Source organism: Corynebacterium sp. 51B (genome assembly GCF_008930785.1).
GTDB lineage: Bacteria > Actinomycetota > Actinomycetes > Mycobacteriales > Mycobacteriaceae > Corynebacterium > Corynebacterium megadyptis.
The window spans coordinates 77,483-98,044 of the sequence record NZ_PQMK01000006.1 but is presented as its reverse complement, the minus strand read 5'-3'; the positions used below and the strand labels follow the sequence as shown (position 1 = coordinate 98,044).

The window sequence follows — 20,562 nt, the reverse complement described above, 5'->3', positions numbered from 1 at the left end:
CGCACCAGCCTAGTGCTCCTCCTCCGCGAGCAACAGATCGGCGATAATCCCATCGGCCAAGAGGCGCCCCTGATCACTCAGTCTGAGCCGATGCTTATCGACGCTCAGTAGCTGGCGATCGACGTAACGGTCGATCGTCTCCGCAGCAGCCGGGTCCAGCGCGCTCCGCGCTATCCCCTCGCGCATGCGCAGGCCCAGCATAATCTGCTCGGTGTGGCGGTCGCTAGCACTGAGCTGCTCCGTCTCCTGAATCGGCAACTCGCCGCGGCCGAGCCGCTCATAGTAGCGCCGCGGATGCTTGACGTTATAGAAGCGCTGGTCGCCGATATGCGAGTGCGCCCCAGGCCCGGCACCCCACCAGTCGGCATCGCTCCAGTAGCCAATATTGTGCCGGCACTCCCCGCCCGGGCGAGCCCAATTGGACACCTCATACCAGTCGAGCCCGGCCACTTCGAGGCTGTGGGAGATGAGCTCATAGCGGCGGGCCATCACATCATCGTCGGGTGCCGGCAGCTGCCCGGTGCGCACCAGCCGCCCCATTTTGGTGTTGGGTTCCACGATCAGCGCATAGGCCGAAACATGATCCACCCCAGCGCCCAGGATCGTCTCCAGCGTGAGGCACACATCATCATCCGTTTCGCCCGGGGTGCCGTAGATCATGTCGAGGTTCACATGCTCGAAGCCGGCGGCGTGCGCCTGCTCCGCTGCCGTGGCGGCACGTCCTGGGGTGTGGGTGCGATCGAGGGTCGCCAGCACCGATTCGCTGGCGGATTGCATCCCCAAAGACACGCGGGTGAAACCGCCCGCGCGCAGCTGCTCGAAATAGCGGGCCGAGGTGGATTCCGGATTGGACTCGGTGGTGATCTCCGCATCGGGGGCGAGATCATAGTGCTGGCGGATCATGCCCAGAATGGAAACGAGCTTCTCCGCGCCGAGCAGCGAGGGCGTGCCCCCACCGATAAAGACCGTGTCCACCACACGATGGCTGGTGGCGGCGGCCGAGAGCTCCAGCTCGATGGCGAGGGCCTGGAGATAGGACTCCGGAGAGGAGGCGCTACCAAGCTCGCCCGGGGTGTAGGTATTGAAATCGCAATATCCACAGCGCGTGGCGCAAAAGGGCACGTGAATATACACGCCAAAGGTGCTCATGGCTGCTCTCATGCACCCCGGTCGCTGGCGTGCATGCGACGACGCACCGAGGCCACCACGCCGTCGATCCATGCCCGCTCGGCGAGAAACTCGGGCGGGTGGGAGCCGCGGGCCGCCGCGGCATAGGAGGGGTGGGCGCGGGCGACGGTCTCCAACCAGCCCTCGGCGCAGGCGTGCACCAGCCGGCGGGTGCGGGTGAACATGGTGGCTAGGCTCACGCTCTCAAGGTCTGCGGCGGCGCAGGCAGTCTGGTCCAGCTCCCATTCCACAATTGCGGCGAGCTGCTGGGTGGCCAGTTCGGTGCGCCCCTGCATGGCGTCGCTCAGAGCCGGCACCGACATCGGACTCGATAGCGCGAAAGAGGTGGAGAGCAGGTGGGCGTCGACAAGCTGCGGGCGCGCATAGCGCTCCGTGCGCTTGCTAGATTCCCACACGCCCATGGACCCGGCGCGCAGCCCGCTGATGAGGGCCTGGCGGATGCCGTAGAGCTCCGAGACCACCACGCGGGCGTCGTTGATGGCTTCCACCGCGATCTCGTCGAATTCGAGGAGGCATTCCTCCACGAGCTCGGCGTCCCAGTCGGTGATGGCTTCGGCGATGTGCTCGATGTATTCGGCCACTTCATCGCCGATGTTGTACATCTCTTGAGTGAGCTCTTTGAGGCGCAGCTTGGCGTCAAGTAGCTCCACGTGCTGCTCCTTTACTCGCTGGGACGGGCGGGTTGTCTTCTGCGCGTACGACTTTAAGCCAGTTCTAAGAAAAAAGGGGGATGCCTCGCCGGGTGTGGCCCGATGGAGACATCCGCCCTGGGTAGTCCTGTGGCTAGTTCGTGCGGTAGAGCACGTCGATCTCTTCCGAGAAGCGCCGCACCACCACGTTGCGCTTGACCTTCAAGGTCGGAGTGAGCTCGTTTTCCTCTTCCTTGAGGTCCCGGTCTAGGATGTAGAACTTCTTGATCGCCTCGGCGTGCGAGACCATCATATTGGCGGAGTTGATCGCGTCCTGGATTTCGGCGCGGAGCATGGGATCAAGGGCCACATCCTTCACGGACTTGGAGAGCGGGATATTGCGCTGCGCCTTGAAGTGCTCGAAGGCCTCCGGCTCCAGGGTGATGAGCACGCCGACGAAGGGCTTGCCATCGCCCACCACCAGCGCCTGGGAGATCAGCGGGTGGGAGCGCAGCTGATCCTCCAGCGGGCCGGGCGAGATATTCTTGCCGCCGGCGGTGACAATGAGGTCCTTCTTGCGCCCGGTGATCTCGATGTGGCCGGATTCGTAAATCTCGCCGAGGTCGCCGGTGTTGAACCAGCCATCCTCGTCAAAGGACTCGCGATTGGCCTCCTCATTATTCCAGTAGCCGCGGAAGAGGGTCTGCCCCTTGAACATCACCTCGCCCTCCGAGGACAGCCGTGCGGACACACCGCCGACAGGGCGGCCGACGGTACCGATGATGTTGTCATCAAAGTTCACCGCGGCGGCGGCGGTGAGCTCGGTGAGGCCATAGCCCTCGTACACCGTGACGCCGATGCCGCGGTAGAAGTGCAAGAGATCCCGGTCCATGGCGGCGCCACCGGAGATGCAATAGCGCACCGAATTACCCAGCGCGGCGCGGAGCTTGGAATAGACCAGCTTGTCGTAGGTGGCGTGCCGCCACTGCAGGGTCTTGCTGGGGCCTTCCTCGGTATCGAGGGCCTTGGAGTATTCGCGGGCGGTCTTTTCCGCCTTCTCAAAGATCGCATCCTTGATCGGGCCGGCCTGCTTGGCGTTGAGCGCGGCGCCGTTGCGCACCTTCTCGAACACGCGCGGCACACCCAAGATGAGATGCGGGCGGGAGCGCTGGAACTCCACCGACAAGGTGGAGAAATCGGACCAGTGGCTCTGGGTGGCACCCGAGATGACCACGCCCAAAGACACGGCGCGGGAGAACACGTGGGCCAGCGGCAGGAAGGTGAGCACCCGATTGCCCGGGGTGGCCACCTGGCCGATGGGGTGAGTAAGCAAGGCATAGGCTTCGGCCAGCCAGTTGTGGTGCGTCAGCATGCAGCCCTTGGGGCGGCCGGTGGTGCCGGAGGTATAGACCAAGGAGGCGAGATCCTCGGAGCGGGTATCGGCGATACGCTTCTCCACCTCGGCGTCGTCTACCTCGCGGCCTTCAAACATGATGGTGTCCACGGCGGAGGCATTAATTTCGAGGATGCGGCGCAGCTTCGAGGCCGAGCCGGACAGCCGCGGCACACCATTCTCATCCACCAGCAGGTTACGCATGAGCGCAGTGTGTTCTTGGGATTCGGTAAACGCGAAGACCGCGCCGGAATCCTCAATAATCCACTGCACTTGGCTGAGCGAGGAGGAGCCATAAATCGGCACCGACACGGCCCCGGCCGCCCAAATAGCGAAATCGATGAGCGTCCACTCATAGCGGGTCTCGCAGAGCAGGGCCACGCGATCGCCCTTCTGCACTCCATTGGCAATTAAGCCCTTGGCCACCGCATAGACTTCCTCCGCAAATTCCTGGCCGGTGACATTAACCCATTCAAAGTTCTGCGGCCGGGTAAACATAATGCCGTAAGGGCGCGAGCGGGCGATCTCCAGCATGGCGGTCAGGCATGTGTCGTGCTCGCCGATGCTGTACTTCGCGGGGGTGGAGTACTCATTCACCATGCTTATTGTGGACCTTTCTTTCAACTGGGCGGCAACGCCCCTGCCTATTTTGAAGAAACCTTCATGTTGTAAGCTACCCGCCCCCACTAGCCGAGCGCACATAGCTCGCCAACGATAGCGGGCAATTATTGCACGATCCTCAGCGGTCAATGGCACTATGGTTCCTGTGAGCTCTAGAGACGAACTTCGTAATTTAGCCAGTACCCTGAGTGTTGCGACGCACTACACCGCTAATGACGGTTCCGTGGTGGAGGTCAGCGAGGACACCCTCGTCTCCATCATTGGGGCCTTAGGTTATGAGCTGTCCGCCGACTCCTCTGAGCAGGAGTTAGCGCAGTTACGCGCCCGCGTGGAGGATGCGGAAGCCACGCGCCCCCTGCCGCGCTGCGTGGTGGCCCGGGAAGGGGATCGCCACTTCTTTAATGTGCATGTGCACGATGGCGCCGCAGCCGATGTGCGGATCCTGCTCGAAGAGGGCGGCGAGGTGCGCCCCCGCCAGGAGGATAACTGGACTCCCCCGCGCATCGTCGACGGCTGCGCTTGGGGCGAGGCTACCTTCTCTACCCCCGATGATCTCCCCCTGGGCTGGCATACGCTGCAGCTGCGCTCCGAGGATATCGAGGAAGAGTGCCAGCTGGTGGTCACCCCCACCATGTTGAGCACCACCGCCTCGTTGCGCGAGCAGCCCTGCAGCGGCGTGATGGCGCAGCTCTATTCGGTGCGTTCCGCCGACTCGTGGGGAATCGGCGATTTCCATGATCTGGGCACCCTCGCCGAGGTGCTCGCGGCGCATGCCGACGCCGACTATGTGTTGGTCAATCCGCTGCACGCGGCCGAGCCTTTCCCGCCGGTGGAGGATTCCCCCTATCTGCCCACCACCCGGCGCTTCATGAACCCGATCTATCTGCATATCGAGTCCATTCCTGAGTATCAGGCCCTCGATGCCGAGACCCAGGCCGATATCCAGCAGCTGGCCGCGCCGCTGAAGGAGCTCAACCACTCGGGCGGGCTCATTGATCGCAATCCGATCTACGCCACCAAGCTGCAGGTGCTGCGCGAGCTTTATAACACTCCGCGCTCCCCCGAGCGCGAGCAACAGTTCCGCGAGTATGTGGAGATGGAGGGCCAGGGCCTCATTGACTTCTCCCTGTGGTGCGCCGAACAGGATCTCGCCGCCGAGGCAGAGCATGCCGCACAGAATGGCAACCACGCTCTGAACGAGGAGCCGATGGAGGTGGCCGCCTTCTATGCCTGGGTGCAATGGCTCTGCGATGCCCAGATGCGTCAGGCGCATCGACGCGCCCTCGATGCCGGCATGAGCATCGGCATCATGGCGGATCTCGCCGTCGGGGTGCACCCCGGTGGCGCCGATGCCCACACCCTCGCCGAGGTGCTGGCCCCGCAGGCGTCGGTGGGCGCCCCACCGGACGCCTATAACCAGCAGGGGCAGGACTGGTCCCAGCCGCCGTGGGATCCCTTCAAGTTGGCGGAGTCCGGCTATGCGGCCTGGCGCGATATGCTGCGCACGATTTTGCGCCACAGCGGCGGCATCCGCATCGATCACATTCTGGGCCTATTCCGCCTATGGTGGATCCCCCGCATGCAGGCGCCCACCCAGGGCACCTATGTGCGCTTCGACTACAACGCCTTAGTCGGCATCTTGGTTCTTGAGGCCGAGCGCGCCGGGGCCGTAGTAATCGGCGAGGATCTCGGCACCTTCGAATCCTGGGTACAGGATGTGCTCGCCGAGCGCGGCATCATGGGCACCTCTATTTTGTGGTTCGAGTCCGAGCCCGAAGGCGGCGGCCCGCGCCTGCCCGAGCACTACCGCGAGCTGTGTCTGACCTCGGTCACCACCCACGACCTGCCTCCCACCGCCGGCTATTTGTCCGGCACCCACGTGGAGCTGCGGGATCAGCTGGGATTGTTCAGCCGTTCCAAGGAAGAGGAAAACGCCGAGGATCTGGCGTGGCAAAACGAGGTGCTAGAGCGCGTCCGCGAGCGGGGCTACTTCCGCGGGCACAGCCCCGTCGAGACCTTCCTGGGCGCCGAGCGCGGCGAGCGTGGACCGCTGGTGGATTTGGTGGCCGCCCTGCACCGCTATGTGGCCGCCACCCCCTCGCTTCTCACCTGCACCGCGCTGGTGGACTTGGTAGGCGATAAGGCGGTGCAGAACCAGCCGGGCACCACGAAGGAGCACTACCCCAACTGGTGTGTGCCGCTGCGGAATGCCGCCGGCGAGCCGGTGGTTATCGAGGATCTGGCGGATGCGGAGTTCTTCCGCACCATCGCCGCGGCAGCGTCCCGTTAGATATGGCCGAGTAGCGCCATCACCACGACGAATAGCAGCAGCGCGATGAGTGCGAGCGTGACCCGCGACTTGCCATAGGTACTGCGCGGGCGGCGGCGACGGGGCTTATTCTTCATTCGGTGGTGGGCTCTTTCCAGGCGACGGGTTCTTGGTTCATCACGATCTTAGTACCCCGCGCCGCCGGGCCCGGCCGGACGACCGCGGCGCTGCTGCTGCGGGTAGTGTCCTCGGCGTGCACGCGGGCGTGGATGCGCGAGCCCGCAAGGTCGATCACGCGCAAGAGCACCACCGCCCCGATCCCGCAGAGAACGAGCGTGACGGTGGTGACCACGGGCGCCTGCAGCCACACGGGCAAGGAGACGATCCACTGGCCGAGCTCATTGGTGATCTCAACGTAGATCTCTCGCAGCGCATCCATGGCTATGTAGTTTAGCGGGTCGCTCCCGCCAGGCCGCGCCGCTGCAGGAGCGGCTGGATATCCTTCTCGCGGCCGCGCAGCGTGGTGAAGGCCTCAGTGAAATCGCGGGAGGCGCCGCGCGAGAGCACCAGCTCCCTAAAACGCTGCCCCGCCGCGCGCACCGAGGCGGCATCGACGCCGCTGGGGCTATCTTCGCTGCGCTCGGCATCGACGGCGCCCCCCACCTCCTTGAACCATTCGAAGCCATCGGCGTCGAGCGCCTCCGCCCAAAGGTAGGAGTAGTAGCCCGCCGAGTAGCCACCGGCGAAGATGTGGTTGAAATAGCGGGTCTGATAGCGCGGGGCGAGGTGCTCCACCTCTAGCCCGGCGTCGCTCAGCGCGGCGCGCTCGAACTCGGCGACGGCCTCCGGGGTGGCGGCGATCTTTTCGGCCGCGGCGGCGCTGAGGCTGTGCCAGGCGTAATCGATAATCGCGGCGCCCAGGTATTCGCTGGTGGCGAAGCCCTGGCCGAAGGTGCGGGAGGCGTGGATCGCGGAGACGAGTTCTGCGGGAATGACCTCGCCGGTGACGTGGTGGCGGGCGTAATTATCCAGCACCACCGGCTCCAGCGCCCAGTTCTCGTTGATCTGGGAGGGGAACTCCACATAGTCGCGGGGTACGCTCGTGCCGGAGAAGCTGGGATAGCGCACCTGAGAGAGCAGCCCGTGCAGGCCGTGGCCAAACTCGTGGAAGAGGGTGGTCACTTCGTCCATGCTGAGCAGCGCCTCCGAGCCATCGGCCGGCTTGGTGATGTTCAAGACGTTAATCACCACTGGCTTGGTGCCGAGCAGCTCCGATTGCTCGACGAAGCCGGACATCCACGCCCCGCCGCGCTTGGAGGGGCGGGCATAGTAGTCGGTGAGCAGCAGGCCGATGCCGGTGCCGTCGCTATCGCGCACCTCCCACACCTGCACATCCTCGTGATAGCCGCGCAGGTCCTCGCGCGGGTGCACGGTGATGCCATAGAGGCGCTCGGCGGCGAAGAACACGCCCTTTTCCACCACGCTGCGCAGCGGGAAGTACTCGCGCAGCTGGGACTCGTCGAGGGCGTAGTCCTGCTCGCGCAGCTTATTTTCCCAATAGGGCCAATCGGCGGCGGTGATCTCCTCGCCGCCGGCCACATCCTGGATGCGCTTGTACTCGCCATACGCGTTGGCCGCAGCCGCGGGGGCGAGATCCCGCAGCAGGGTCCACACCGCAGCGGTATCGGGGGCGGTTTCTTCTTCCACCACCAGCTCGGCGTGGCTGCTATAGCCGAGCAGCTCGGCCTTGCGTGCCCGCAGCTGGGCCATGCGCACCGCCACGGGGGTGGTGGATTCCACGCCGCGGGCCAGCGAGGCCTCGTAGACGCGGCGGCGCGACTCCGGTCGCTCGAGCTGCGCCTGCACAGACTGCACGCTCGGCAGGTTCAGGTGCAGCACATAGCTGCCATCCTCTTCGCGCGCCGAGGCAATCGCCGAGGCCGAAAGCCCGGCGAGCTCCTCCTCGGAGTCGAAGCTGACGGCGAGCTTCTGGGTATCGCTGAGCAGTTGCGAGCCGAAACGCTCCGAGAGCGAGGACAGCTCGCGGTTGAGCTCGGCCAGCTCCGCCTTCTTCTCCGCATCGAGGGTGGCGCCGGAGCGGGCAAAAAGCCGCAGATAGTACTCGTGCAGCCGACGAGACTCCTCATCCTCCGGCACCTCGGCGTCGCGTACCAGCTGGTAGAGCTCGGTGTTCTGGATGATGGCGTCGCGGTGGGCTGCCAACTCTGGGGCGAGCTCCGCGGCTAGCTCCAGCATCTCCTCCGTGGAATCGGTATTGCACAGGTTGAAAAAGACCGACTCCACGCGGGCGAGATCGCGCCCCGAGGCCTCGAGCCGCTCTACCACGTCCTCCCAGCCCTCGCTGCGGAGAATCTCGCGGATCTCCTCCTCGTGCCGGCGCATGGCCTCAGTAAACGCGGGGCGAAAGTGCTCGAAACGGATGGCGGCGAAATCGGGCAGCTGATAGTCCAGAGTGGAGGGGGACAGCAGCGGGTTGTGCTCAGTGGTAGATGTCATAGCCGCCAATACTAACGAAGACTATCAATAAGGAGCACGCCGGCGAGGCGGCGTCGATAAGCGACCGCCACTGCTTTTCTTGGGGAAAAGACTCGCCCCTGCGATAGCATGGACAGCCATGAGTGAGAACACGATCACCGTATCGACTCCCGCGGGATCGATACGCGGGCGAGTCTACGAGGACGGGGTGGCCGAATTCTGCGGCATTCCCCACGTGCACTACGAGCAGCCCTTTGACTTCCCCGAGCGGGCCGACGCCGCCACTGAGGTCATCGATGCCACCACCCCACGCCAGCGACCGGTGGGGCTGAGCGTGATCGCCCCCGTGTCCGCGGTGCCGCGAGCGGACCATGGGGTGCCCGCCGATCTCCCAGTGATCGCCTATGTGCACGGCGGGCGCTATGAATCCGACCACTATGACGGCTCGTGGTATCGCTCCCACGCCTTCGCCCACTCGGGGGCCATCGTGGTCTCTATCGGCTATCGCATGCGACTCGAGGGCTTCGCCCAATTCCGCGCCGATGAGAGCTTTGTCTACCGCGGGGTCAGTGATGTGCAGCTGGGGCTCGACTGGATCCAGCGTTGCATCGAATCCTTCGGTGGCGACCCCACCAATGTCACCCTGGTGGGCCAATCCGCCGGCGCCGGCATCGCGCTGTGGCTGGCCCGGCGCGACCACTACACCGGCACCTTTCGCCGGCTGGTGGCGATGTCGCCCGGTTATCCGCCGCAGGATTTCTTCGCCCGCCGCGGCTGGCTGCGCAGCGCCGTCGGCGCCCCGATCACCCAGACCTCGCTGAATAACCTGGCGGCGCGCAAGCCCGGAAAGCTGGCGAAGGGCTATGCCTCGCTGCGGCGGCGCTATTTTTATGGCCCCGCGGTGGGACCCTATCCCTTCATCCCTGGCGAGCTGGCAGATGTGGATATTCTGCTCACCTACACCGAGCACGAGATGTATCTCGAGCCCAGCGCCGTCTGGATGGATGAGCACGCGCCCTGGCTGGCGAAGCTCGGGATACGGCTGCTGGCCGGGCAATTCCTGCTGCATAGCGCCCGCAGCTATCTGCACTGGGCGGATACGCACTACCCGAAGCAGGTGGCGCGCCGCTTCGCCTCCGATTCCTCTATTACCCGCTGGGTGCAGGCCGCGACAGAGCGCGAGTCCGGCTCCACGTGGCTGCTGCAGTTTGCCGGCGATGCCGAGAACGGGACACCGGCGCTGCACTGTGTGGATCTGCTTCTCGCCTTCGACATGCTGGAGCATTCCTCCCCCATGGTCTCCACCTTCGCCGCGGGCGATCCGCAGCGGCTGGCCCCGCGGGCCGGCCAGGTGCACCAGCTGCTGGTGGATTTCGCCCACGGCCAGCGCCCCTCCTGGCCCTGCCATGAGCCCGGCCGTGGCAACCGGGCGGCGCTGTCGCTGTCCTTAAGCGATCCTGACGCGCCGCCGCAGGTGGTCCGCGATCCGCTCTACGGGGTGCGCGTGCACTTCCGGCTGCCGGTGCAGCAGCGCAGAGCGGCCCGGCGCGAGGCCTGGGAATAACCGCGGTGGCCTGCGGATACTAGCCCGCGGGCGGCGGCAGGCTGTGGATAGAAAAACCCCTTATGCACAGCCCTGCCCGCATCCTGGCCTGCGGGCGCCCACGACGGGGCCCGGGCATTTAGTCTGCGGATACATCACTCATCCGCTTTCTAGATACACCCACTTCAGGAGATATCCCATGGCCAGCTCACTCGACACCATCAAAGACAAAATCCAGAAAATCCTCAGCCAGGCCCGCGATCGCGCCGGCACCGAGGAAGGCGATATCTACTTCGCCAAAGCCTTCGAGCTCATGGCGCGCTACGAGCTCGACGAGCGCGACCTCGACACCGAGGATCCCAGCGATACCGTCAGCCATATGCATATCGAGTTCGGCGGCTCCTATACAGATATGCAAAGCACACTCCTCATGGCGATCGCCCGCTCCCTGCATTGCGAGGGCTTCGTCTACTCCACCTACCGCTCGGTGAAAGTCGGCGAGGCTGTGGTCTTTGGCCGCCTCCGGCACCTCGAGCGGGTGTCTACCCTCTACACCCTCATCAACCCGATCATGCTGGTGCGGGCCAGCACCCTCCGCCACGATGCCCACAGCGGCGGCTATTCCTCCACGGTGACGCTGCGCCGCAGTTTCATGCGCGGCTTCATCACCATGATCTCCAGCCGGCTCGCCGAGGCCGAGGAGCAGGCCGCTGAGTCCTCCAGCAGCTATGAGCTGGCGCTTATCGACGACGCCTCCCTGGCACGCGCCGCCCGTGCCGAATTTATCGGCGATGCCTCCTTAAGCACCCGCAGCGCCGAGGGCCGGACCTTCGATCCCCATGCCTACTCCCGCGGCATGGACGAAGCGACGGCCACCGACATCGGCCAGCACCGCATTCGCCGGCGGGCCGCCCTCGAAGCCTAAAGGGGATCCGCTGCCGCGCGCGCCGGGAGTTTTCTCTAATCTGGTCTGTATGGCTGAAGACCCTTTGAAACTCGCACACCAGGAGCCCGCCGCTGAAACGGAAGTGGATGCGGAAGGCTATGTCGTAGAACCCTCCTCCGAGGACTATGCCACCCCGAAAATGGCCGAGAATAGCCTCGAGCCGGGATGGTACAAAGAGGCCGTCTTCTACGAGGTGCTCGTCCGCGCCTTTCATGACTCCACGAATTCCGGCTCCGGTGACCTCCAGGGTCTGATCTCCAAGCTGGATTATTTGGAGTGGCTGGGCGTGGACTGCCTCTGGCTTCCGCCCTTCTATGACTCCCCGCTGCGCGATGGCGGCTACGATATCCGCAACTTCCGCGAGGTGCTGCCCGAGTTCGGCACGGTGGATGATTTCGTGGAGCTGGTGGATAAGGCCCACAAGCGCGGCATCCGCATCATTACTGATTTGGTGATGAACCACACCTCGGACCAGCACCCGTGGTTTGTGGAATCCCGCAAGGACCCAGAAGGGCCCTATGGGGATTTCTATGTGTGGAGCGATTCCGACAAGAAATACGCCGATGCCCGCATCATCTTCGTCGATACCGAGACCTCCAACTGGAGCTGGGATCCGGAGCGCGAGCAGTATTATTGGCACCGCTTCTTCTCCCACCAGCCGGATCTCAACTACGAAAACCCCGAGGTCCAGGAAGCCATGCTGGATGTGCTGCGCTTCTGGCTCGACCTCGGCTTGGACGGATTCCGCCTCGATGCGGTGCCCTATCTCTTCGAGGAAGAGGGCACCAATTGCGAGAACCTGCCCAAAACCCACGACTTCCTCAAGCGCTGCCGCGAGGTCATCGACGAGGAGTATCCGGGCCGGGTGCTGCTCGCGGAGGCCAATCAATGGCCGGCCGATGTGGTGGAGTACTTCGGCGAGCCCGTCGAGGGCGATGAGTGCCATATGGCCTTCCACTTCCCCCTCATGCCGCGCATCTTCATGGCGGTGCGACGCGAGTCTCGTCGCCCCATCTCCGAGATCCTCCAGGACACCCCCTCCATTCCGTCCTCGGCGCAGTGGGGTATCTTCCTGCGCAACCACGACGAGCTGACGCTCGAGATGGTGACGGACGAGGAACGCGCCTTCATGTACGAGCAATTCGCCAAGGAGCCGCGCATGAAGGCGAATGTAGGTATTCGCCGCCGCCTCGCCCCGCTACTCGAGGGCGATCGCAACCAGCTGGAACTCTTCACCGGCCTGCTGCTCTCCCTACCCGGATCCCCAGTGCTCTACTACGGTGATGAGATCGGCATGGGCGATAACATCTGGCTCGGCGACCGCGATGGCGTGCGCACCCCCATGCAGTGGAGCAGCGACCGCAATGGTGGTTTCTCCAAGGCCGATCCGGAGCGGCTCTATCTGCCAGTCATCCAGAACTCCCAATACGGCTACGATGCCCTCAACGTGGAGGCCCAGATGGCCGGGGAGAACTCGCTGCTGCACTGGACCCGCAATCTGATTCAGACCCGCAAGCAGCACTCCGCCTTCGGCTTCGGCGAGTTCACCGAGGTGCCCGCCAAGAACTTCGCCATCCTCAGCTATCTGCTGCGCGATGAGAAGGAAACCTTGCTGTGCGTGAACAATATGTCGCGCCGCCCGCAGGCCGTCTCCCTCGACCTCTCCGAGTTCGCCGGCCGCGTGCCGGTGGAGCTCAGCGGTGGCGAGCACTTCCCCGAGATCACCGAGCAGCCTTGGGTGGTCACCCTGGCCCCGCACGGATTCTTCTGGTTCGAACTCACCGATCCCGACGCTTAGGAGCTGATCATGGATTCCGCACTCGCAACCATGCTGGCCGCCCAGCGCTTCTATGGCGCAAAATCTGAGGCCATCAACGATATTGAGGTGGTGCATACCGCCCCGCTCACCGGCAGCGACGGGGTCAGATGGGTGGTGGCACGGGTGCACCGAGCGAGCGGCTCCGATCTATATCAGTTGCTTCTCGACGAGAACAACGCCGATGTGCTCGCCCAGCCGGCCTATGCGGCCCGCATGGGTGAGCTCATCACCAGCGACTCCCTGCCCGGCGGCGGCGCGGTCCACGCCGTGCCTGGCGCCACCCAGCCGCTGCTGCCGGCTGGGGCACTCGGCCGCGTAATCGAGGGCGAGCAGTCCAATACCTCTATCATCTTCGGCGAGACGGTGATCGTGAAGTTCTTCCGCAAGCTCGCCGGCGGCATCAACCCCGATGTCGAGCTCTTGGCTGGGCTCTCGGAGCATCACTGCGGACATATCGCCCCGCTGCGGGGATATCTCACCCACGAGATCGAGGGCGAGACGATGATCACCGGCATGGTGCAGGACTTTGTGCACCACGCCACCGATGGCTGGGTCGATGCCCTCGCCGCAGTCCGCGAGGGCGCGGACTTCTCTGACTCCGCCCGCAACCTCGGTGTGGCCACCTCCGAGGTGCACCAGCTGCTGGCCCGTCATTTCGGCACGGAGACCATGCCCGGCTCCCAGGTGGCACAGGCCCTCAGTAACCGTTTGGAGGATATGCTGGCTCAGGTGCCCGATCTGGCGCCCTTCGCTGAGAAGGCGCGTGCGGTGTATCAGCGCCTGCAGGATCTCGAGGTGCCAGTGCAGCGGGTCCACGGCGATCTCCACCTGGGACAAACCCTGAAACAGGACGAGAAATATATTCTCATTGACTTCGAGGGCGAGCCCGCCCGGCCGCTGGCGGAACGTCGGCGCATGGACAGCCCGCTGCGGGATCTCGCGGGGCTGATCCGCTCTCTCGACTACGCCGCCAATTTCGAACACGCCGGCACCGCAGAGAGCCGGCAGCTGTGGTCTGATACCGCCACCGCTTCCCTGCTGGATGGCTATCACTTCGATCCGAGCAACCAAGATAACTTCGATATCCTGGATGCTTTCGTGCTCGATAAGGCGCTCTACGAGGTGGCCTATGAGGCCAATAACCGCCCCGACTGGATGTGGCTGCCGCTGGGTGCGGTCCGTTCTATCGCCGGCTAGCTCCGGCCTCTATCAGGGACAGCCCAGTGCCTCGCGGAGCGCGCGGTGGCTGAGCTGGTCCACCATCCAGGGGCTGAAGGCAAAGCCGGTGGCATCCACCGCGGCTGCCAGCTCGGCCGGGGTGGCCCAGCCATAAGAATCGACCTCGGAAGGGACGGGCTGCAGCTGGGAGGTGGCGTCGATACGCGCAATGTAGACGGGGCAGAACTCGTGCTCCACGATGCCGCTGGAATCCACCGCGCGATAAGAATAGGTGGGTAGTACCTGCTCGATCCCGTGCAGCCCCTCAATCCCGAGCTCATAGCGGGCTCGGCGCGCGATCGCCGCCACAGCCTCCTCACCGGGGGCGGGATGCCCACAAAAACTATTGGTCCACACCCCCGGCCACGTGGCCTTGCTCAGCGCCCGGCGGGTGAGCAACACCCTGCCCTGTGCATCCTGGACATAGCAGGAAAAGGCCAGATGATAGGGGGTGTCCGTGCTGTGCACCTCGGACTTCAGTGCGGTGCCGATGGGCTGATTGTGGCTATCAAGCACAACCACGAGTTCGGGGGCGTTCATACTCACCCACCATAGCGGCTAGGCATAGGCGGTCGGGCACATGCACAATAGAGGCCATGGTTTGTCACTTCCTCGATAACGACACGCTGCGCCGGCGAGGCACCCGCAAGTGGAATACCTATGACCCGGCGCTGCTGCCGCTGTGGATCGCCGAATCTGACTTCTCCACCCACCCCGATGTGATCACTGCGCTGCGGCAGGCGGTGGAGCGCGAAGCCTTCGGCTATCCCGTGCAGGTTGAGGGCGTGAAAGAAGGGATGAGCGCCTTCTATCGCCAGCGCTATGGCTGGGCGCCCGAGCCCGACCAAGTGGAAGTCACCGCCGACGTAGTGCGCTCGGTGCAGCTGGCCATTGAGCTGCTCAGCTCACCCGAGGACGCCATCATCGTGCCCGTACCGGCCTATATGCCCTTCCTTGAGCTGCCGCGGATCACCGGCCGCGAGATGCTGTGTATCGACGCAGACCCCCAGCCCAGCCTGGAGCAGATCCGCCAGGCCCACGCCCGCGGCGGCCGGGTACTCATTCTCTGCTCCCCGCATAATCCCCTGGGCGTGATCTATGAACGCGAGTATCTGGTGCAGCTCACCGATCTCGCGGCGGAGCTGGGCATGCTCGTGATCGTGGACGAAATCCACGCCCCCATCTGCTACGAGCGCCCCTATGTGCCGGTGGCCTCGGTGAGCGAGAACGCCCGCCGGGTGTGCGTGACCGCCACCGCCACCTCGAAGGCATGGAATATCGCCGGACTGAAATGCGCCCAAATGTACTTCACCAACCCAGACCACCAGGCAGCCTTTCAGGCGGCCGGGCCGCTGGTCACCGACGGCTATTCCACCCTTGGCCTCGTCGGCGCTGCGGCCGCCTATACCGCCTCCACCGATTATCTCGATGAGCAGCTAGAACTGCTGCGCCGCAACCGCGACTACCTGCTCCACGCCCTACCCGAGGCCCTCCCCGGAATTAAGGCCAGCGCCCCCGAGGCCACCTACCTGATGTGGCTCGACTTCGGCGATACCGCCCTCGCCGCGGGCGAGGAGACGGCCGCCGAGTATCTCGAACACCACTGCCGCGTGGTGCTCAACGATGGCGCCACCTTCGCCCCCGCGGGGCGCTATGCGCACTGCGCCCGATTGAACTTCGCGACCCCACCGGAGAACCTCGAGACCTTCGTGGAACTGCTGCGTCGAGCGCAGTGACGTTGAGCACGCAGCGCATACCGAAGAACGAGTGGTAGGACCAGTACTGCTAGGCTGCTGAGTCGATAGCTCACATTCTGTCTAGAAAGCTCTCTTCCGATGTCTGACTCCGCTCGCTCGGCTGTGCAATCCACGGCAGTGTTCGCCACCCTCACCACGGCGACACTCATGCTGTTCTCGATGTTCTTTGGTGCGGGCAACCTCATTTTCCCGCCTATTCTCGGCGCCCAAGCCGGCACCCACTTCGCCCCCGCCATCCTTGGCTTCCTCGCCGCCGGGGTGGCCCTGCCCGTGGTGTCGATGATCGCGGTGGTGATCTCTGGCGAGGATGTGCTGGACTTATCGCGCCAGGCGGGTCGGTTCTTCGGCGTGATCTTCCCCGTGCTCATCTATCTCTCCATCGGCGCGTTCTACGCCGTGCCCCGCACCGCGGTGGTGAGCTACTCCACCGCCTTCTCCCCCGTATTCGGCGTGGACTCCCGCGCCGCCACCGTGGTCTTTTCCGCGGTGTACTTCGTGGTGGTCTGGCTCATGTGCTACCGCGAGACCGGCCTGATTGATCGCATCGGCAAGTGGCTCACCCCCGTGCTCCTCATTCTGCTGGTGCTCATGGTGGTCATGGCTCTGCGCCAGCTCGAGCCCACTGGAGTGCCTGCCGCCGAGAAGTTCGCCGAGCACCCCGGCCCCACCGGGCTGATCGAAGGCTATCTGACCATGGACTCGGTGGCCGCCCTCGCCTTCGGCATCGTGGTGATCTCTGCGCTGCGCGAAAAGGGCCTGGGCTCCCCCGATGGCATGGGCCTGAAGCGGGGCGCCATCATCGCCGCCGTCGGCGCCGGGGTGCTGCTCGGCGCGGTCTATATCGCCCTTGGCATGGTGGGCCGCGTGGTGCCCAACCCCGAGCAGTACGAGGACGGTGCCGCGATCCTCACCGATATCGCCTATGTGACCATGGGCCAGCCCGGGCGTGTGCTCTTCGGCATGGTGGTGCTGCTGGCATGCATCGGTACCGCCGCCGGACTTATCGGTTCCACCTCCGGGTTCTTCCACCGCCTGCTGCCGGCCGTGAGCTATCAGCAGTGGGTGCTGGTCTTCACCCTCATCTCCTTCGCCGTGTCCACGGTGGGCCTGCAGTCCGTATTGGCGATCGCCGGCCCCATCATCGGCTTCCTCTACCCGCCCGCGATCACCTTGGTGGCCATCACACTGCTGGCGCCGCTGTGGAAGAGCCGCCGGCTGTTCTACACCTTCCGTCTCGGCGTGTGGGGCGCGGTGGTGTGGTCGCTGCTGGCTTCCCTGTCCTCGGTCGGCGTGGCCAGCGAGAGCATTGAGCGTCTCCTCGGCTGGGCACCGATGCATGAGCAACAGCTCGGCTGGGTGCTGCCGGTCCTCGCCCTCATCATCGTGGGGCTCATCCTCGATAGCGTCCTCCCGCCGCGTCGCCCCCTGCCCGCTCCGGTCCGCGAGACAGCGGTACCGGCCTAGGCGATCTTGCCGATCTTATTCACCTCGAGCTGCGGATTATTCTCGCGGAGGCTATCCGCCAGCTCATAGGCGGTGGGCCGGCTGCCGCGGGGCAGGCGCACGCAATAATCACGCAGAATCGCGGGCACCTCATGGGCCAGCTGGTGCGCATCCACCCGCTGCTCGATATGCGCCGGCACCAGCGTCATGTAGGTGGTGATCGCCCCGTCGCGATTCTCCGACCAAATGTCTACGCGGCGCAGCTGATCGCGGTGAAAACTCACCCCCGAGGCGGGGATCGTGATCATGCGTCCCACGATCACTCGCCGCCGGCGGGCGTGAAAAACGAAGCGAATAAACTGCAGCTGCGTGATGACCACCCCCACGATCGGTAGGGCCGCCGCCACCCCATAGAGGGTGCGGAGAGTCTCGTGGGTTTCCGAGGCCCACGCCCCCAGCAGCGCCGCCCCGATCAGTCCAAGAACAAGCACAAACACCACGCACAGCGCGGTGGTTTTCGAGCGCAGGATCGCCCCGCCACTCATCCGCACCGCAATGATGTCTCGGTCTGTGCCGCGTCGTGCCGCTGGTTGTCCTGCCTCAGTCATGGGGCTCATTCTAGGCAGGCGACCACCTGTAGCCGCGCTTCAACCCGCGCCTACACCGATCCCCCGCATTCCTGGGAACGCCGCTCAGCCGACTAGCCTGTGCAAGTATGAATCTCCCCTCTCGCCGCTCGCGGCGCGACCGCACGGGCTTAAGGACCGCCGCGCTCGCCACGGCACTCGCCGTGGGAGTCAGCGGCTGCAGCGCCGGCTCCACCGCAGTGCAGGTGGGCCGCGTGGCTGGGACACACGACATTGTGGTGGCTGCCTCGGCTTCCCCAGTCTCCCTCGACTTCACCACCAACTCCGGCGCGGCCATTCCCGGCGCGCTGATGAGCAACGTGTATGAAACCTTGGTGCGCATCGACGATGACGGCCAGATTGTGCCCTGGCTGGCCACCTCCTGGGAGGTCTCGGAGGATGGGCGCCGCTACACCTTCACCCTGCGCGATGATGTCACCTTTTCCAATGGCGATGCCTTCACCGCCGAGACGGTGAAGTTTTCCATCGACCGCGTCCGCTCCGAGGCGTGGAGCAATGGGTTGAAGAAGAAGATGGACATCGTCGAGTCCGTCGAGGTGCTCAGCCCCACCGACGTCTCGGTGCAGCTGGCGGCGTCGTCGAATCAATGGCTGTGGGATATGGCCACCCTCGTGGGGGCGATGATGACGCCCTCGGCCATGGACACCCTCGCCAGCGCCCCCGTGGGCACGGGCCCCTATGAGGTGGAGAACTTTGCTATCGGCCACTCCATTTCTTTTCGGGCCCGGGATGACTATTGGGGCCCGGCCCCGCAGAACCAGGGCGCCGCGATCCGCTATTTCGCCGATGCGGTGGCGGCCATGAACGCGCTGCGCTCCGGAGACGTGGATGTGGTGTATTCCATGCAATCGCCCGAGCTGCTCCACACCTTCGACCCCACCCGCTATACGGTCGAGGTGGGCACCACCAATGGCGAGGTGCTGTTGTCGATGAACAACAACCGCGCCCCCTTCGATGATGTCCGCGTGCGCCAAGCGGTGATGTATGGCATCGACCGCCAGGCCGTGATCGACACCGCATGGGACGGGCACGGTATCGACACCGGCGGTGCCCCAGTGCCGCCCACGGATCCCTGGTATGAAGCCTCCACCCGCTATCCCTTCGACCCGGAGCGCGCGCGGCAGCTCCTCGCCGAGGCAGGGATCAATGAGAGCAATAACCACGTGGTCTTCTCCGTGCCCTCGCTGCCCTATGCGGTGGCGGCGAGCGAGATCGTGGTCTCACAACTGCGCGATATTGGATTGGATGTGAGCATTCGCTCCACCGAGTTCCCAGCGGTGTGGCTGAACGAGGTGCTCAAGCAGCAGGATTATGACATGTCGCTGGTGATGCACATCGAGCCGCGCGATATTCCGCAGCTTTTTGGCAATCCCGAGTACTATTTGGGCTTTGATTCGCCCGAGGTGCGCGCCCTGCTGGAGAAGGCCGATCGCGGCACTGCCCAGGAGCAAGTGCGCTATATGAAAAAGGCGGTCGATCAGATCATGGCCGAAGCCGGCGCCGATACCCTCTTTAATTTCCCCAATATTGTGGTTACCGACCGCTCGGTCAGCGGCGTGCGCGCCGATCAGATCACCGAGGGCCTCGAGCTGGCCACGATGCACCGCGCCCCTGATGATGGGGAGTCTGGGAAGGAGCGCAGCTAATGTTTCGACTGCTCCTGCGCGCCGGCCTGCGCTTCGTGCTCACCGCGTTCGTGGCCTCCGTGGTGATTTTCGCGCTGCTGCGACTGATCCCCGGCGATCCGGCCGCCATTGCCCTCGGCGTCAATGCCACTGATGAGCTCATTCTCCAGAAGCAGGCGGAGCTCGGCACCGACCGCCCGCTGCTGCTGCAGTATCTGACCTGGATTGGTGGGTTTTTCACCGGCCACTGGGGAGTGTCCATGCAATCGGGTGAGGACATCACCCCCATCGTGTGGGACCGGCTGCAGGTGAGCCTGATCCTCATGGGCTGCTCGATGACGCTGGCGCTCATTATCGCCGTGCCGCTGGGAATGTGGGCCGCTATTCGACGCCACCGCGCGGACGGAGTAGCCATCACCGCACTGAGTCAGGTGGGGGTGGCCGTGCCGAGCTTCCTCGCCGGCATCCTCTTGGTCACGATCGTCTCGGTGCGCTGGGGGCTGCTGCCCGCTAATGGGTGGGTGCCGCCCAATGCCGATCCGGCGGGGTTCATTGCTCGGCTCATCCTGCCCACTATGGCGCTGGCCAGCGTGCAGGCAGCCATCATGACCCGCTATGTGCGCTCCGCCGTGCTCGATGTGCTGCACCAGGATTTCATGCGCACCGCCCTTGCCAAGGGCATGACCGTCTGGCAGGCGATGCGCGCCCATGGGCTGCGCAATGCCGCCCTGCCGGTGGTGACGGTCACCGGGATGCAGATGGCGGCGCTGATCGTGGGCGCGGTCGTGATCGAGCGCGTCTTCGTGCTGCCCGGGGTGGGGAGCTATCTCCTCGACGCGGTCAGCGGCCGAGATCTCACCGCGGTGCAATCCGTGGTGATGGTGCTCGTACTCATCACCCTGCTCACTACCTTTATCGTCGACCTGTCCTATAGCCTTCTCGATCCGCGCATCCGCGCCGGTCGCTAA

16 protein-coding genes are annotated in these 20,562 nt (G+C 64.6%); 9 read left to right on the top strand and 7 right to left on the bottom strand.

The genetic code is table 11. The features are described 5' to 3' along the window. Nucleotides 1-9: 9 nt before the first annotated feature. From hemW to GBB14_RS08130, 3 genes are all read right to left on the bottom strand, one after another. Complete coding sequence (gene hemW, locus GBB14_RS08140; protein ID WP_225976651.1) at nucleotides 10-1,149, bottom strand: radical SAM family heme chaperone HemW; 1,140 nt, start codon at nucleotides 1,147-1,149, stop codon at nucleotides 10-12. A gap of 8 nt (nucleotides 1,150-1,157) precedes the next feature. Continuing rightward, entirely contained in the window at nucleotides 1,158-1,838 is a 681-nt protein-coding gene (locus tag GBB14_RS08135) for a hypothetical protein (RefSeq protein WP_151529159.1), read from the bottom strand. Between the two features lie 133 nt (nucleotides 1,839-1,971). Further along, nucleotides 1,972-3,810 carry a long-chain fatty acid--CoA ligase gene (locus GBB14_RS08130; RefSeq protein ID WP_151529158.1) on the bottom strand — a complete coding sequence of 613 codons (1,839 nt, stop codon included), beginning with the start codon at nucleotides 3,808-3,810 and terminating at the stop codon, nucleotides 1,972-1,974. 166 nt (nucleotides 3,811-3,976) lie between these two features. On the opposite strand from GBB14_RS08130, the gene malQ reads away from it, so the two are divergent. Next, nucleotides 3,977-6,121: a 4-alpha-glucanotransferase gene (malQ, locus tag GBB14_RS08125; protein ID WP_151529157.1), complete on the top strand. Its 2,145-nt coding sequence runs from the start codon at nucleotides 3,977-3,979 to the stop codon at nucleotides 6,119-6,121. A gap of 112 nt (nucleotides 6,122-6,233) precedes the next feature. On the opposite strand, the gene GBB14_RS08120 is transcribed toward malQ, so the two are convergent. Continuing rightward, a complete protein-coding gene (locus tag GBB14_RS08120; protein ID WP_151529156.1) occupies nucleotides 6,234-6,539 on the bottom strand; it encodes a hypothetical protein in 306 nt (101 codons plus the stop codon). 11 nt (nucleotides 6,540-6,550) lie between these two features. Next, nucleotides 6,551-8,617, bottom strand: a complete 2,067-nt coding sequence (locus tag GBB14_RS08115; protein WP_151529155.1) for a M3 family metallopeptidase — start codon at nucleotides 8,615-8,617, stop codon at nucleotides 6,551-6,553. 118 nt (nucleotides 8,618-8,735) lie between these two features. On the opposite strand from GBB14_RS08115, the gene GBB14_RS08110 reads away from it, so the two are divergent. The 4 genes from GBB14_RS08110 to GBB14_RS08095 all read left to right on the top strand — a co-directional run bounded on the left by GBB14_RS08110 (nucleotide 8,736) and on the right by GBB14_RS08095 (nucleotide 14,101). Continuing rightward, nucleotides 8,736-10,160, top strand: a complete 1,425-nt coding sequence (locus GBB14_RS08110) for a carboxylesterase family protein (RefSeq protein ID WP_151529154.1) — start codon at nucleotides 8,736-8,738, stop codon at nucleotides 10,158-10,160. Between the two features lie 178 nt (nucleotides 10,161-10,338). Beyond that, the gene (locus GBB14_RS08105) at nucleotides 10,339-11,064 is read left to right on the top strand and encodes a DUF2786 domain-containing protein (RefSeq protein ID WP_151529153.1); all 726 of its coding nucleotides are present in this window, start codon (nucleotides 10,339-10,341) and stop codon (nucleotides 11,062-11,064) included. A 49-nt stretch (nucleotides 11,065-11,113) separates the two neighbouring features. Then, nucleotides 11,114-12,883, top strand: coding sequence for a maltose alpha-D-glucosyltransferase (gene treS / locus GBB14_RS08100; RefSeq protein ID WP_151529152.1), 1,770 nt, complete (start codon nucleotides 11,114-11,116; stop codon nucleotides 12,881-12,883). Nucleotides 12,884-12,892: 9 nt separating this feature from the next. Then, a complete protein-coding gene (locus GBB14_RS08095; RefSeq protein ID WP_151529151.1) occupies nucleotides 12,893-14,101 on the top strand; it encodes a phosphotransferase in 1,209 nt (402 codons plus the stop codon). Nucleotides 14,102-14,113: 12 nt separating this feature from the next. Here GBB14_RS08095 and idi read toward each other — a convergent pair whose 3' ends face one another. Further along, complete coding sequence (idi, locus tag GBB14_RS08090) at nucleotides 14,114-14,662, bottom strand: isopentenyl-diphosphate Delta-isomerase (RefSeq protein ID WP_151529150.1); 549 nt, start codon at nucleotides 14,660-14,662, stop codon at nucleotides 14,114-14,116. A gap of 56 nt (nucleotides 14,663-14,718) precedes the next feature. Between idi and GBB14_RS08085 the strand changes: the two genes are divergently transcribed. Together GBB14_RS08085 and brnQ are read left to right on the top strand one after the other, a co-directional pair. After that, complete coding sequence (locus GBB14_RS08085) at nucleotides 14,719-15,858, top strand: MalY/PatB family protein (protein WP_151529149.1); 1,140 nt, start codon at nucleotides 14,719-14,721, stop codon at nucleotides 15,856-15,858. 99 nt (nucleotides 15,859-15,957) lie between these two features. Next, complete coding sequence (brnQ, locus tag GBB14_RS08080; RefSeq protein ID WP_225976652.1) at nucleotides 15,958-17,343, top strand: branched-chain amino acid transport system II carrier protein; 1,386 nt, start codon at nucleotides 15,958-15,960, stop codon at nucleotides 17,341-17,343. Here brnQ and GBB14_RS08075 read toward each other — a convergent pair. Continuing rightward, complete coding sequence (locus GBB14_RS08075) at nucleotides 17,340-17,930, bottom strand: hypothetical protein (RefSeq protein ID WP_151529148.1); 591 nt, start codon at nucleotides 17,928-17,930, stop codon at nucleotides 17,340-17,342. The genes brnQ and GBB14_RS08075 overlap by 4 nt on opposite strands. Before the next feature lie 107 nt (nucleotides 17,931-18,037). Here GBB14_RS08075 and GBB14_RS08070 point away from each other — a divergent pair, with 107 nt between their 5' ends. Further along, nucleotides 18,038-19,615: an ABC transporter substrate-binding protein gene (locus GBB14_RS08070; protein WP_151529147.1), complete on the top strand. Its 1,578-nt coding sequence runs from the start codon at nucleotides 18,038-18,040 to the stop codon at nucleotides 19,613-19,615. After that, the gene (locus GBB14_RS08065) at nucleotides 19,615-20,562 is read left to right on the top strand and encodes an ABC transporter permease (protein ID WP_151529146.1); all 948 of its coding nucleotides are present in this window, start codon (nucleotides 19,615-19,617) and stop codon (nucleotides 20,560-20,562) included. Before GBB14_RS08070 ends, GBB14_RS08065 begins: the two co-directional genes overlap by 1 nt.

Coding starts and splice junctions, on each gene's coding strand:
- GBB14_RS08075 (WP_151529148.1), bottom strand. CDS start 17,930: ATGACTGAGGCAGGACAACCAGCGGCACGACGCGGCACAGACCGAGAC.
- brnQ (WP_225976652.1), top strand. CDS start 15,958: ATGTCTGACTCCGCTCGCTCGGCTGTGCAATCCACGGCAGTGTTCGCC.
- GBB14_RS08095 (WP_151529151.1), top strand. CDS start 12,893: ATGGATTCCGCACTCGCAACCATGCTGGCCGCCCAGCGCTTCTATGGC.
- GBB14_RS08110 (WP_151529154.1), top strand. CDS start 8,736: ATGAGTGAGAACACGATCACCGTATCGACTCCCGCGGGATCGATACGC.
- GBB14_RS08130 (WP_151529158.1), bottom strand. CDS start 3,810: ATGGTGAATGAGTACTCCACCCCCGCGAAGTACAGCATCGGCGAGCAC.
- GBB14_RS08065 (WP_151529146.1), top strand. CDS start 19,615: ATGTTTCGACTGCTCCTGCGCGCCGGCCTGCGCTTCGTGCTCACCGCG.
- GBB14_RS08120 (WP_151529156.1), bottom strand. CDS start 6,539: ATGGATGCGCTGCGAGAGATCTACGTTGAGATCACCAATGAGCTCGGC.
- hemW (WP_225976651.1), bottom strand. CDS start 1,149: ATGAGCACCTTTGGCGTGTATATTCACGTGCCCTTTTGCGCCACGCGC.
- GBB14_RS08105 (WP_151529153.1), top strand. CDS start 10,339: ATGGCCAGCTCACTCGACACCATCAAAGACAAAATCCAGAAAATCCTC.
- GBB14_RS08085 (WP_151529149.1), top strand. CDS start 14,719: ATGGTTTGTCACTTCCTCGATAACGACACGCTGCGCCGGCGAGGCACC.
- GBB14_RS08070 (WP_151529147.1), top strand. CDS start 18,038: ATGAATCTCCCCTCTCGCCGCTCGCGGCGCGACCGCACGGGCTTAAGG.
- idi (WP_151529150.1), bottom strand. CDS start 14,662: ATGAACGCCCCCGAACTCGTGGTTGTGCTTGATAGCCACAATCAGCCC.
- GBB14_RS08115 (WP_151529155.1), bottom strand. CDS start 8,617: ATGACATCTACCACTGAGCACAACCCGCTGCTGTCCCCCTCCACTCTG.
- treS (WP_151529152.1), top strand. CDS start 11,114: ATGGCTGAAGACCCTTTGAAACTCGCACACCAGGAGCCCGCCGCTGAA.